The 12671-nt window shown below is 66.4% G+C and carries 13 protein-coding genes; 5 read left to right on the top strand and 8 right to left on the bottom strand.

Annotation, left to right across the window (positions count from 1 at the left end; all coding sequences use genetic code 11):
* Nucleotides 1-620: 620 nt before the first annotated feature.
* From ACFYOB_RS39490 to ACFYOB_RS39480, 3 genes are all read right to left on the bottom strand, one after another.
* Nucleotides 621-800 (bottom strand): hypothetical protein, encoded by a 180-nt coding sequence (locus ACFYOB_RS39490; protein ID WP_388569346.1) that lies wholly within the window; start codon nt 798-800, stop codon nt 621-623.
* Nucleotides 801-812: 12 nt separating this feature from the next.
* Nucleotides 813-1253: a hypothetical protein gene (locus ACFYOB_RS39485; RefSeq protein WP_388569343.1), complete on the bottom strand. Its 441-nt coding sequence runs from the start codon at nt 1251-1253 to the stop codon at nt 813-815.
* Between the two features lie 411 nt (nt 1254-1664).
* Complete coding sequence (locus tag ACFYOB_RS39480) at nt 1665-1919, bottom strand: hypothetical protein (RefSeq protein WP_388569340.1); 255 nt, start codon at nt 1917-1919, stop codon at nt 1665-1667.
* A gap of 430 nt (nt 1920-2349) precedes the next feature.
* Here ACFYOB_RS39480 and ACFYOB_RS39475 point away from each other — a divergent pair, with 430 nt between their 5' ends.
* Nucleotides 2350-2847, top strand: a complete 498-nt coding sequence (locus ACFYOB_RS39475) for a hypothetical protein (protein ID WP_388569337.1) — start codon at nt 2350-2352, stop codon at nt 2845-2847.
* Between the two features lie 2 nt (nt 2848-2849).
* Here ACFYOB_RS39475 and ACFYOB_RS39470 read toward each other — a convergent pair whose 3' ends face one another.
* Nucleotides 2850-3116, bottom strand: a complete 267-nt coding sequence (locus ACFYOB_RS39470) for a hypothetical protein (protein WP_388569334.1) — start codon at nt 3114-3116, stop codon at nt 2850-2852.
* A 946-nt stretch (nt 3117-4062) separates the two neighbouring features.
* Here ACFYOB_RS39470 and ACFYOB_RS39465 point away from each other — a divergent pair.
* Nucleotides 4063-4506 (top strand): hypothetical protein, encoded by a 444-nt coding sequence (locus tag ACFYOB_RS39465; protein ID WP_388569331.1) that lies wholly within the window; start codon nt 4063-4065, stop codon nt 4504-4506.
* Between the two features lie 188 nt (nt 4507-4694).
* Here the strand turns inward: ACFYOB_RS39465 and tpg are convergent, their stop codons facing one another.
* The 4 genes from tpg to ACFYOB_RS39445 all read right to left on the bottom strand — a co-directional run bounded on the left by tpg (nt 4695) and on the right by ACFYOB_RS39445 (nt 8855).
* Nucleotides 4695-5249: a telomere-protecting terminal protein Tpg gene (gene tpg / locus ACFYOB_RS39460; protein ID WP_388569328.1), complete on the bottom strand. Its 555-nt coding sequence runs from the start codon at nt 5247-5249 to the stop codon at nt 4695-4697.
* Nucleotides 5250-5866: 617 nt separating this feature from the next.
* Nucleotides 5867-6241, bottom strand: coding sequence for a DUF6009 family protein (locus ACFYOB_RS39455; RefSeq protein WP_388569326.1), 375 nt, complete (start codon nt 6239-6241; stop codon nt 5867-5869).
* Entirely contained in the window at nt 6238-7755 is a 1518-nt protein-coding gene (locus ACFYOB_RS39450) for a phage/plasmid primase, P4 family (RefSeq protein WP_388569323.1), read from the bottom strand. Before ACFYOB_RS39450 ends, ACFYOB_RS39455 begins: the two co-directional genes overlap by 4 nt.
* Complete coding sequence (locus tag ACFYOB_RS39445) at nt 7752-8855, bottom strand: bifunctional DNA primase/polymerase (RefSeq protein WP_388569321.1); 1104 nt, start codon at nt 8853-8855, stop codon at nt 7752-7754. The genes ACFYOB_RS39450 and ACFYOB_RS39445 overlap by 4 nt, the downstream gene beginning before the upstream one ends.
* Before the next feature lie 1523 nt (nt 8856-10378).
* Between ACFYOB_RS39445 and ACFYOB_RS39440 the strand changes: the two genes are divergently transcribed.
* The 3 genes from ACFYOB_RS39440 (at nt 10379) to ACFYOB_RS39430 (ending at nt 12382) form a co-directional block, all read left to right on the top strand.
* Nucleotides 10379-10879 (top strand): hypothetical protein, encoded by a 501-nt coding sequence (locus tag ACFYOB_RS39440; protein ID WP_388569319.1) that lies wholly within the window; start codon nt 10379-10381, stop codon nt 10877-10879.
* Nucleotides 10880-11360: 481 nt separating this feature from the next.
* Nucleotides 11361-11726 (top strand): hypothetical protein, encoded by a 366-nt coding sequence (locus ACFYOB_RS39435; protein ID WP_388569317.1) that lies wholly within the window; start codon nt 11361-11363, stop codon nt 11724-11726.
* Nucleotides 11723-12382 carry a nucleotidyl transferase AbiEii/AbiGii toxin family protein gene (locus ACFYOB_RS39430; RefSeq protein WP_388569315.1) on the top strand — a complete coding sequence of 220 codons (660 nt, stop codon included), beginning with the start codon at nt 11723-11725 and terminating at the stop codon, nt 12380-12382. Before ACFYOB_RS39435 ends, ACFYOB_RS39430 begins: the two co-directional genes overlap by 4 nt.
* Nucleotides 12383-12671 lie beyond the last annotated feature (289 nt).

Genomic DNA, 12671 nt, shown 5'->3' with positions numbered 1-12671 from the left:
ACAACTGACGTTCCGGTGGCAGCCGACACTTGCCGTGATCGGATTCGTTGTTGTGGTCGGTACGGAGATACGTACACAACCGGAAGGCCGGGCTGCTCCCAAACGAGTGACACGCCCGCCCTCCCCGACCAGGCCAGGGCCCTTTCCGGGCCAGGCGCAATGATGCAACCGGCGCAACACCGCCTACTTCGAATGCCAGGCCTCGGCCAGCGGGACCATGTGGTCGATGTCCAGCGCCCCGGCCGGCGTCACCCGCCGTTCGTGTCGGGTGGCCCCGGTCGGCACGATCTCCGGCACAACCGCACGCTCCCCCGCCGCCGGGGCGGCATGAGCGGCTGCCGTCGCCGAACTCAACGTTCGCCCACGCAAAACGCTCGGCTGGGAAACCCCAGCCGAGCGCCTGCATAAACTACTCGCCGCCTAACAGAAACGATCACGTATTGCGACGATCCGCCGTTTTCTGACGGGGGGCTTTGGCTTGCTGACGATGTGAATCCTCGGCCGTTGACTTGCGAGAGCCGCACTGTCAGCTAAAAGGCCGACGGCGACGGGATCACAGCCGAGGATTAGCCCATCGATTACTTATAAGCAATACCCGTAAGGGCGACCAAGAAAAACAGTCACTTCGGCTCCTCGGAATTATTTCCTCCACGGAGGATTCTTACCTTGGCGAGCGCCAGAGCATAAATTCCACCCAGGATAAATGTTGCCAGGTATTGTGCCCAGGTGGCGTCCTGGAGTACCCGGTTGGTCATGACGAGCACGACACCCCAGACGAGAGTGAATGCAATCTTGGCCATGGCTGTCCTGCCTTAGGCGAGAGCCGAGAGGCAGCCAGTGGCCCCTGCGACAACGGTCTTTGCGGCTATGTCCTTCGCTACGTCCTTGCTCACGAAGCGTCCGATGATCAAGGCACCTGCCCCGCCGATGGCACCCTTGACCAGGCACTCCCTCACCATGTCGTTCATCTTGGTGTGAGTCATCAGGTACTCACAGTCCCGCTTACTCTTGGACATGATGCACATGGAGCGGGCTTCTTCGAGCGGGTTCACCTGAGCAGACTGCACCACAGGACGCGGACCGGTGTCGGCGTGTGCAACGCCGACACCACCCGCTATGACGACAGTCCCGGCAAGGACTACCGACAGTACGCGCGAAGTAATGTTCTTCATTTTTAAAATTCCCCGATTCATCAATTGCTCGACGTGGGACTGGTCAGGACCCGCGCCTTCGATCAAGGTGAATGTACTCATCCGTTACGTTGCAGGGAACCCCATTTGAGGAAACTCTGAGCTTGATCAACTACGCGCTTCAGGCGACCTGAAGAGCGAATTCTCGCCAGTTCTGCGAGATTCAGCCTTTGGCCATTCGGACGACGGAACCCGTCACCGATTCGGCCCGCCTGCGTTCCCTCCGCAGACTCGCACCGGCGGCCGGGAGCCCCCAGGCACGCTCGACGACCAGGGCGCGAGGACGACACCGAGACCCATCGGATCGCGCCCTCCCGCCGAACCGTACGGACCGGCCGCGGTGCCTTCCTCGGCTTCGGGCCACCTCGGGCCTTCCGCACGCGGCGGCGGTCGGCCTGCCGCTCCTCGCAACGGCGGCAGTCTCGGCCGGAGTCGAGCAGCGAGCCATCGTCGTTCCGCATGTCGCTGCACTGCTCAGGCCTGCAGGGCGGCGATGGCGTCTTCGAGCCTGGTGGTCTCGGCGTGGTGGGCCAGGAGCTGCTGCATGCTTTCGGCGCTGGCCTGCCCGTCAGCGGCCGGAAGCTGGAGGAGTTCGTCCATCGCGGTGATGGTGCTGCTGTACTCCTGGACGAGGGTCCGGCGGGCCGGGGCGAATACGGAGGCCTTGGCGGTCATGCGGTGAACGGCCACGGGGGAGACGAAGTCCTTGACATGGACGGGCGCGCGCATCGGGTAGAGGCCGATCCTGCCGGCGACGGGGGTGTAGTAGGCGAGCCAGCCTTCATAGAGGCCTGCGCACAGCCGTACGTCGAGCCTGCCCCAGCGGCGCCGGTTCGCCTGCGCCCGCGTACTCAGGGTCGGCCGGACTTCGTACTCATCATGCCCAGGCTTCGTACGGCGACAACTCTCTGAGGACCCCCATGAACGCCATCCTGCTGTGGCTCTGGCAGAGGGGGCCAACGGCGGGTCCCGTCATGCCCCGCTGTCCGGGACGGGAACCGGACAAGACGATGACCAGCCGGGACGACCCGCGCCTGTCCGGGACAGCCCGTTTCCGTTGCTCCGGCCTGCCGCGGTGAGCAGTCTTCGTGGTGCCTGTTAGCACCAGGCACCACTCACGGTCCTGCGGGTAATCCGCCATTCGCCTCCTGGAGACGCCATGAAACGCCGAGTCACCGTCATCCTCGCTGCCGTGTCCGCGGCACTCACCGCAACGGCCACGTCAGCTCCCGCGTCCGCAGCCGACGGCAGGCAGGACTCGACCGCCATCGCCGCCGACTCCGTGGCGTCGGATGCCGAGTGCTGGCGGTACGAGGACTCGTGGAGCTCGAACACCCTGGCCGTGGGCTGCTTCAGCAAATCCACAGACGACATCTACGTCCAGGACAGCACCTGGAACAGCGTCAACACCTACGTCGCCTGGACGAACGAGATACGGTCCAGCGACGGCAGCTGGGGCTACTTCCGCTCAGGAACATGCGTCAACGCGCACAACGCACCCAACTGGGGTGTCTGCTACAAGGATTTCTACGAGCACTCAACAGTCAACGCCCACAAGGGGCGCGGCAGCCGCATCATGCTCTCCGTGTGCGAGGACAACATCCTCACCCCCGGTAGCGACTGCACGTACACCGGATGGATCTACAACGACCGCTGAGGTCAGGGCACGGTCGCCCCGCCCGGTGGCGCCTCTCCCGAGCCCTCCAGGCCCCCGAGGCCCTCCGGAAGCCGCCCCGCGGATCCAGCCCTGCGGAAGACTGAGCGGAGGCACAGCAGCCCGGAGCCGACTCTGGCGGCTCCGGGCTGCCTGCGCCTCCACGGCGCGGTGAGGTAGCGGGCCAGGACGCGGATGCCGTTGCCGCACATCACGCCCAGCGAGCCGCCGGCGTTGCGGTAGTCCATGAACCACTCGGCGCTCCCGGCCATAGCCGAGGCCTCCGGCAGAGCAGCGGTGCGGACCAGGCGCAGCAGCCCGTCGGCTCCTATACCGGTGCGCGGTCGTCAACTATCGTGCTTCGCCTCACCCGGTGTGTCAAAGCTCGGTAGTTGTCACTGACGGCACCGAATAGGCTGCGCAAGATCCGGGGCGAAGCAGCCTGACTGTCACCAGAGAGGCACGGTACTTGTCACCCACAGCCGATTGGCGGCCTTCCTGTCACCGGGTCAAAGCGTGACTCGCGAGGACCTCATCGCCATGCTTCGCGAACAGACCCCGGCATGCGGACCTGCCCGTGACGCCTTGATTGCCGGGGGTGCGTTCGTCGTCTGGGACGGTCTGGTCCCTGCCAACCGGCACGCGGGTGTGTTCGGGATTCGAATCCGCACAGCTGCTCGGCGCGGCCACACAGTCGAGGGCCTTGCCGCCACTGTCGACATCCTCCGGCAGGCTGGGGAAGAGCTTCTCCGTACCGGTTGCATTGACTCTGTGGACATGTCGTCCGTGTTCACGATCTGCCTGAACTCCTCAGCGACAGAAGTCCTGGCCTGCGCTGGCGGGCCCCGGCCCAACCCCCTGCAAACGCCAGCAGACGTCCCCGAGTGACAACACGTCGGCCTTGGTGTCAACTCTCGCGCTTCGGCACACGGGTGTGCCGAAGCGCGAGAGTTGTCACCATCGGCGCCCGCTGACCTGCGGCTTCGGTCGAGCGAAGCACAGTGGTTGTCACCAGATCGGCGCGCTACCTGTCACCAGCAGCGCGCGAAGCACGGTGGGTGTCACCAGCTGCGACGCTCTACTGGTCGCTGGCCCGGATAGTCAGCCTCGTGTGACTTGAGCAGTCCAGTTGGCGGCGGTCGCCACGTAGAGCGCTCAGGCAGTTCGGTTCAGGCGAATCGGTGGAACCGGTCCTGTCCAGGTGATGTCTGGGCAGACATGGATGATCTTCTGTTTTTCGCCCTGGTCTTCGGGCCGTTCCTGGCGCCCTGTATGGGCCTGGGCGCTGCCGTCGCGCTCGTCCGGCGGGTCTGTAAGCAGCAACCGGTTCTGGTCGGCCACCTGCCCAGCGTCGCCACCTGCGCTCTGGTAGCGGTCCTGGCCGGCGCGGCGGCGTACGGCGCGTACTCGTGGGGTGTGATGTCGGGGTTCTACATCCTGGACCCGGATCAGATGTGCGCATCGAAGGGCGTATCGGGCGATCATGTGGTGACGCGATGGACGTTGCCGGTCAGTGCGCAGTGCGTCACGTCAGACGGTGTGGGAACTGAGCTGGCCCCGGGCTGGGTGAATCCCGTGATCTTCACAGGCCTCGCGCTCCTGCTACTGGCCTTCGCCACAGGAACCCTCGCGGTAGTGCGTCGACGTCTCCCCTCACGGTGAAACACTCACTCGCGCTACTTGCTTACGCGCACACGAATCCCGCATCTCGCCAACCATGACGCTCACCCTCCAGCTCAAGCACCCGGCGCGCCCCATTCAGCGCCTCTCGTGCCAACACGCCTGCCTTGGTGACAACTGTCGTGCTTCGGCTCACCCGGGGCCGAGCGAGGCGATCTCGGGCCTCGGCCTCAGTAGGCGATGTCGATGTAGTCGATGTCCGTGAACTCGACCAGCAGATCCCCCGCCCGGCGGCCTCCGTCCTTGAAGTAGGCCTCCTGCAGACCTTCAGCAGCCAGGGCCTGGAGCTCGGCCTCGGTGGCTCCGGCCTGCTGCGCGCCCAGCAGGCGCCCCGCGAGCTCCGGTGCCAGATGCTGGGTGATCCGCCGCATCCGCCCGTCGTCCGTGCTGCCTGGCGCGGCAGTGAAACCGAACCGGGCCCGGGTCTCGATCACCAGGCCGGTGCGTTTCGCGGCAGCCTGCGCGACCCGCTTGCGCACCAGGGGCTGCCACCGGCTCCGCACCTCGGTCTCTGTCCGGCTCGCCAGCTCCGGCCGGGGCCGTTTGATCTCGTCTTTCACATACCGCTCAACGGTGCGCCGGCTGATACCCAGGAGCTCCGCGACGGCCTTCGTGCTCTTCTCCTGCTTGACCAGGTACCGCATCTGCGCGCCCGCACTCTTCGGGATGGGCCGGGTGAAATGAGCTTGCTCTGCCCGCTGAAGGCTATCCCCCACGATGCCCATGTAGCCCCCTCAGAACTGTCCCCCGCGCGTGGGACCTTCTTATGATCCCACTGGCGGCACGAGCCGTTGTCGGCCAGATTCACGGATTTTGGTGGATGTGTCGGACTGCAGGCGTATCTCCTTGTGACCCGTGTCGACCTCAGCCACAGAACGGGAGCCCCACGATCCGCACCGTGGACTCCTGCGTGCGGAGGTGCATCAGCAACGCGGCCGCCAGGCCGTGGTGCGGAGTTACCCACCGGTCCCGGCCACGCCCTTGTTGCTTTTTTAGTCGCGGTCGGCACCACCCGAGACTCAGAATGTGTCAGTGCAGTGCGGACGCATCCAGTCCCGTAGGGAGCAGAAACGCAACCAACGGCGCGCACGTGAACCATCGGCTCGGGTGGGCGACTTCTCAATCCTCGCGGTAAGCGGCGGTCTCGTCGTGATCTTCCGTGACGCCGGCCTCACAGTTGACCTCTGTCACCAGGCTTGGCTGCACCAAAGCTGGCGTGAGGCTTCGGTGGCTCTTCAGTCTCTGCAAGAAAGTGCAGGTCAGGTCACCCCGACATGCGTCGGCAGCTACTCAAGCGACCGAAGGCCATACATAGGCTTGCCGAAAAGCAAGCCTGCACGGGTCAGGCGTCTGCGGCTTGCGTCGGCCTCTCGGAGCGTGCCGTCTTCCTACCCTTGCTGCCGGCCGTGAGGGTTGTGGGGTCGACAGCTTCGGCGGGGGCTCCGGTGGCGTAGAGGCCGTCGGGAACGGTGTCGCGGTCGTGGGGCAGGAGCCAGAACACTCGGCGGCGGAAGGTGCCGCTGGAGCGTGAGGGCTTTGCCTGGGGGCCGAGCTGTGCGTAGCCGACGAGGCGGCCGTCGCGGTGGTAGGCGGGTTTGCCGCGGCGGGTGGGGAGGCGGTCGAGGGACTGGCGGACGTAGTCGAGTTCGGTGACGTCTTCGAGCCAGATGAGGTCGATTTCGTGGTGGATCTCGTCGTCGGAGATGAGGGAGCTCATGCGTTCTCCTCCTCTGCGAGCAGTCCGATGCCGGGGTAGTATTTTTTCGAGTTGGACAAGATCATTTCTTTGGGTGAGGCGAGGCCTACGAGCTCGCGGGCCCGCGCGGCGAAGGCGCGGGAGGAGATGGTGGGCGCGCCCTCATTCTGGCACCAGGTGCGGTAGACGCTGTAGAGGCGGGCCTGTTCTGCGCGGTGGTCGGTGTGGAAGGTGCAGCATTCTTCGAAGAAGCGGCCGGTGTGGTCTTCGGTTTCCGCGTACGCGGTGGTGGCGATGCGGACGGGTGCGGGGCCGGTGAGGTCCTTTTCGCCGGCGAGGTAGCGACGGGCTCCGTCAATGAGCCAGGCGAGGATGCCAGGGCCTTCCTCGGTGACGAGGATGTCGGCGAGGTTGTCGATCTTCCGTTCGTCGGAAACGACCTTCTCGAACGGGACCAGCCTCATACGGCGCCAGAATGCGAAGCCGCCGGTGCCGACCTCGGGGCGGTGGTTGCCGATGAGCCACAGTTTGTGGGTGGGGGCGAAGGAGAAGAAGTCCTGCCGCATCCGGCGGGCCTTGATGCGGTCGCCGCCGGTGAGGAGCTTGACGCGGGCTTCGTCGAATTTGTCCCCGGGCTTGACCTCGGAGCAGACGATGACCCGCCGGCCGTGGAGCTCGGCGAGTTCGGTGGGGTGTCCGTCGAAGGTTCGGGCCATGAGGAAGCCGGGCGGGGCCGCGTCCGCGTAGTCGCCCAGCAGTTTCATCAGGACGTCGAGGAGGACGGACTTGCCGTTCTTGCCGGACCCGAAGAGGAAGGGCATGACCTGGGCGCCGACGTCTCCGGTGATGGAATAGCCGAGCATCAGGTGCAGGAAGTCGATCATCTCCCGGCCTTCGGCGTCAGCGCCGAAGGTGTCGGCGAGGAACCGGTCCCAGCGCGGAGTGGGCTGCGACTTAGGGCCGGTGGACGTCGAACGGGAGTGGAAGTCCTTGTCAGGCTGGGGGGCACGGATGAGGCCGGTGTGGAGATCGACGATGCCCGCCGGGGTGCATAGGGCGTAGGGGTCGGCGTCGAGGAGTTCGGCGCGCAGGACCATGCCAGGGGCGGCTTTGGCCTGGGTGAGCATGGCGTTCATGCCGGAGGTGCTCAGGGCTCGTCGGCGGTGCTTCTGCAGTGACTGGTTGCTGTGGATGCCGCGCGGGTCGGTGGTAGCGATGGCTTCGGCGAGGTCGCCCGCGGCCCAGACGACGGTGTCGTCCTCGTCGACCTGCCATCGGGTGGTGTCCCACCGGTACCAGCCCAGGCCGGGCACGTGGCGGTAGTCGCCCGAGTACAGGCGCACGAACAGTTTGGCGTTGCCGCGGTCGCTGAGGGTGTCCGGGAGGAGTCCCGCAGGGGTGGCGTGGTCGAGGTGTGCTTGTTCGCCTCCCTGGGAGGGGACGGGTGTGGGGGGTGCCTGGGCAAGGATCTGGGCGGCAATCGCTTCGGGGTCGAAGTCGAAGAGGAAGCCGTCGGTTTCGGGTGCGGGGGTCACCGGCGGCCTCCGAGGTGCAGGGGGCGCTTGGCGCCCGCGGCCATGCCGCTGCGGATGATCTGTTCGGAGCGGTGTGCCTGGCTTGGGCGGGCGGTGTCGGCCGTTTCCTGGAGTGCTGATGCGGCTGCGGTGTCGGTCAGGTGGCCGGCGGCGACGAGGCCGCCCAGGGTGTACGCGGCGCGGTTCAGCTTCTCGGTGAAGCCGGCGCCTTCGGTGACGTGGGCGCAGGCGGCGACGTCACCGAGGAGTGCGGCCAGCAGCCGACTGCTCTGGTCACGGCCGCCGCCCGCTGCGAGGACGGCTTGGCGTGCGCGCGGCGGAACAGGCCTGGGGGCCGGAATGTGAGGAGCCGGAAGGTGTCCGGTGCGCTGCAGTTCCTGGGCGAGCCATGCCGGGAGCGGGGCAGGCTTGCGGGCGGGGCCGACAGGTGTGTAGGTGCCGGCGGTGGTAGTGGTTCCGGGGGCAATGATGTAGCCACCGTGGGCGCGGACGTCGACCTGCCACGCCAAGGCTCGCTTGCCGGAGCCGGTGGAGCACTGCCAGCGGCGGCCGTCGGTGGCGCGGTACCAGACGTGCATGCCACCGGAGGGGGTCCGAACGCGGAGGGTGGAGGTGTCCTCGGCAGGGGTGGTCTCGCCCCTGAGCGCGGCGAGCACAGCAAGGGAGTGGTAGCCGGTGGTCAGGCCAGCGAGGTCGATGTGTTCACCGATGGGAATGCCCGGAAGGACCTTGTCCCGCTGGGGGTGTTCGCTTTGGTGGGCGTCGATGTCGATGACAACCAAGCCTGCCGGACCGCAGGCAACTCCGACTCCGAGGGTGGGGGTGTTGCCCCACCACTGCTCGATGCGGTCGTAGTCAAGGGTTGCCGCGTGAAAGCCGTGGCACCAGCGCCCGACGGCCTGGCAGGGGCAGCTGGCATGGGTGTGCCCTGGTTCGTTGCACTGGCGGCAGTTGGAGGCAGGCGTCTTCCGGCCGGGAGCAAGTGGGTGCACTGGCCAGCCGTTACTGGCACACCACCTGGCTAGCCGGAGGCCAGCGACTGAACGCTCAGGGGTGAACTGCCCTGAGTCGCTGCGAGAAAACCGCAGCTCAGCGGGCATTCGTTTCCCCTCACAGCGACTGAAGCGACTCAACAACGAACACAGACTAGCGAAGCTGACACGGCAGCGTGCGCAGCGTGTCGCAAAGACCCGGCCGGTGTGTCGGGCTCTCAAACCTCCGGCAGCCTCGGCAGCGACTGAGCACCGAGGCTGAGCGACCGATTCGACCTCAGTCGCTTCGACCACTGATGCCAAAACCGCAGGCCAGAGCCCCTGAAGGGACCCTCACAGCGACTGAAGCGACTGAAGGCTCCTATATATGACGCACACGCGCACACATGAATGTCCTCATATACCTGAACTTCAGTCGCTTCAGTCGCTGTTCCAATGGGACTAGCCCCCTGACCTGCAGCTTTTGCAGCGACCCAAGCAGCGACTCAACAGCTTCCCGGGTTGCTCACCTTCAGTCGCTCTGCTCACAGCACGGCCAGTGGGTCAGACAAAGCGACTCACGAAGAGAGTCAGCACCCGACGTTCCGGCCTCGACTCTGAACAGTGCCTCAACTCGTAAGGGGCCATGGAGCAGCAGACCAAGCTGACCAAAGAACACATCAGCGACTAAAGCGACTCAAGATCAGGGATCAAGCGGCGCTGCCCGGGCCGTCTCGGGAAAGTCGTGATTCCAGGAGCTATGCCCCCGCGCTAGGACCGGATCCATTACCAGCTGGGCGCTTCCTCGGACAACAGGTCACCGCGTTCGCGCCCGCGAGAAAGGCGCCCAGCACAGACCCTGAGGGGGCAGGCGGAAGTTCTCGCACCGTTTCCCGCCGCGGGGATGACGTCCCGTAGCGAGCTCTTTCGTAGATGCCTGGGGTGGCACCACCCCAGCACGGATCCTGAGCGTCCCGGCCCCGAGAGCACGGTGCCGTCGGTACGGCGCGGAGTAGCGCGCCAGGAACGTGAAGGCCGCGTGCCCCGATCTACCCACACTTCGCGTGGAAAACGGGTTACTTCGGCAAGGTGACGTGGCAAGCGGACATGATGCGTACCGGCTGGTCGGCCCTTGTGCCTGTTCACGAACGGGCGGTAGAGGCCCCGCCGGTCCCTGAGCTGAGGTCCGAGAGGCCCGAGTACCTGGATGACGACATCAACGACTGCGGTGAGTGTGGCGAGGGGTGGGGCTCTTCGAGCGTGCCGGACGCCTTAAAGCACCTGGGCGGCGGCGCGGCGGCTCCCCCTCGCGGAGTGTTTTCGTCGGATCGCCCATCGCCCCGCGCTGCGTCTCGGGACGAGGAGCTGCCTTATCCCAACGCCCGTTGCCTCGTTGGGGGTGCGTAACTGGCACGGCGGCGGCTGCCGCGGGTTACTGCCGCCGCTGGACCACGAGAGCGGGACACGTCGGTGTTCGTGCCGGCCTGGCGCGTCGACACGCCGCCTGGACACGCTGCCCGGGATGATGCCCGAGCGGGGCGTGCGCGGCCCCGCTGACAGCCACCAGGACGTGCCAGGCGGCGAAGACCACACGCGCTCTCCGAGGAGGCCGCGGTGCCGGGAACGGTCCGTCCCCGTATTGCAACAGCGTCATGACAAGGGACGGTGTGATCGCTGAGGTTCTCGCCGCCGCCCGCGAACTGGTGCCCATGCCGGGGTACGTGAACGGCTACGACTACTCCGATTGGCACATGCGTGCTTCTCCGAGTCTGATGCGCGGTTTGGCGGAGCTGGCCAGGCAGCAGGGCGACGAGGAGCTCACCGAACAGCTCTACCGGTATTCCGGACCGGTCTGCATGGAACCTCTGGACCCTGTGCTGTCCGTTCGTAAAAGCCCGAGGCTGTGGTGCGCCGCGTCCGTTGAACGGGATGGGGATCCATGTGCGGACCACACTCCTAAGTACGCCGCCGACCTTGGTCGGTGCGTCTACAACAGTGGCACGAGAATCTGCCGGGAGGCGCTCGTCCCGGGCGCGGACGTGTGCCGGGATCATGAAGGCCTCTGCCCAGCGGTGAAAGCCGACGGTGAGGTCTGCGGCCGGCCCAACTGCAGGATCCCGAAGCACCGGGAGGCCGGGCTTGCGCGAGTGTGACAGCTGGCGCCGCAGTGGGTGGGACTGTCGAGGGTCGATACCAGAGACCACCGCCGTCCGTTGCACAAGCAGTAGCCGTGTGCTGCCCAAGTCGTGCGAATGCTGCGCTGCAACGAACGCCACGAGCAGGGACCTCGAGCAGTGTCGCAATCGGCACGGCCGGCAGCTGACCCGACCTCGTCAGCCGAACCGGTGGGGGGACGGGGGCGCTCAAAGCACCAAGATCATCGCGGTTTCTGGCGTATCCGGGCCATGCCCCTGGGGGACTCACCGCTACCCAAGGCCCCGTGGCCCCGCACCTGGGACAGGGCGGTCAGGTGTGAGCTGACCCAGCTGCGTGGCCAACGAAGTCCTGGCCGATCACACCATCGCCCTCTGGCAAGCTTGTGACCTGAGAAAGCAGCACTCGACTGTGATGAGAATGCGCCCCAATAGCGCCTCTGCGCTACCAGCGACGGGCGCGGCGCGGGATACTGCTCTTATGGCTCCGCTGCCCCACCCGCTGTCACCGCCGACCACCGCCGACGTACTGCGCGCACGCTACGCCGGCCGCCTGCCCGCCTCGCTGAGCAAGCTGGCCGGCCCCCTGGGCGGCACCGTCGAGCTCCCCCTGCATGTCGCGTGGTCCGGTCTGCGTTCTTATGATCTTGACCGGCCCCGCCAGCGTATGAGTCTCTACCGCACCGTCCTGGCGGAAGGCCAGCGTGACGACCTGACTGCATACCTGAACCAGGACCTCCTGGTCGAGCAGTGGCCCGTCTTGCGCACCCTGGTCAGCCGCCATATCCGGCAGGTCTGGGAAGAAGCGTTCCCCCAGCTCGCCGACCAGGCAAGCACCGCTGCGTGAACCTCAGCGCACTTCACCGCAGACTCCTTGCCGACGTCATTTCCATCGGCAGCCCGTACCCACTGGTGATCACCGGCGGGTACGCCGTCCAAGCCCACGGCCTCGTCGACCGGCTCAGCCAGGACCTCGACGTCGCCACCGAGAACCCCGCCCCGATGGCGGAGATCGTCACCATTCTCGAGCGCGGGTTGAACTCTCGCGGCTGGCGAGCACGGGTGATCGACGTGGACCCGCTATCAGCCCGGCTGATGGTCTCCGACCCGGACACCGGCGAGGACTGCGAGGTCGACGTCCTCAAGGAGCACTTCTGGACGTCACCCGCCCAGACCGAATACGGCCCGGTCCTAGCCTTCGACTCCGTGATCGGAACAAAGGTCCGCGCACTGGCTGACCGCGGCGCCGTCCGCGACCTCATCGACGTCCATGCCGCCTCCCGCCACCGCGATACCGGCGAGCTGGAGCGCCTCGGCAAGCGGCACGGTCGCGACGAGTTCCGCCTTGAGGACCTCCGCGACCGCCTCGTCGGCGCGGACTGGGCAGACGACGAGGAGTTCGCCGCTTACGGCCTCACTGATGAGGAGACGGCCGAGCTCCGCGCCTGGGCTCAGCGGTGGGCGGGTGACATTAACCAGCGGCTGGACGCCGAGGGCGAGTGACAGCCGAACTGACTCTGTGCGGCTCGCGGATCATGAACGGCACTTCCACGCTCGGCCGGAGATCGGCGCTCCTAGCCCCCTTCACGTTCCGCCTCAGCCTCGCCGGACCGCGCGGGGCAGGGCTCAGGGGCCGCAGCTCGCCCGCGGCCTGCCCGAGACGGCCCCCGACTCGGCCTTGTACTCGTGTAGCTACGGCTAAGGGTTGTCCCGTAAAACGATCTACGTCTCGGGGTAGTCGGGGTGATCCCCGTAAGGTGACGCGAGGTCGAGCAGGTCGTCGCATGGCCAG

Origin of the sequence: Streptomyces sp. NPDC006463 (genome assembly GCF_042870715.1) — a bacterium.
Taxonomy (GTDB): Bacteria; Actinomycetota; Actinomycetes; order Streptomycetales; family Streptomycetaceae; genus Streptomyces.
This window is presented reverse-complemented; position numbering and strand designations above follow the sequence as displayed.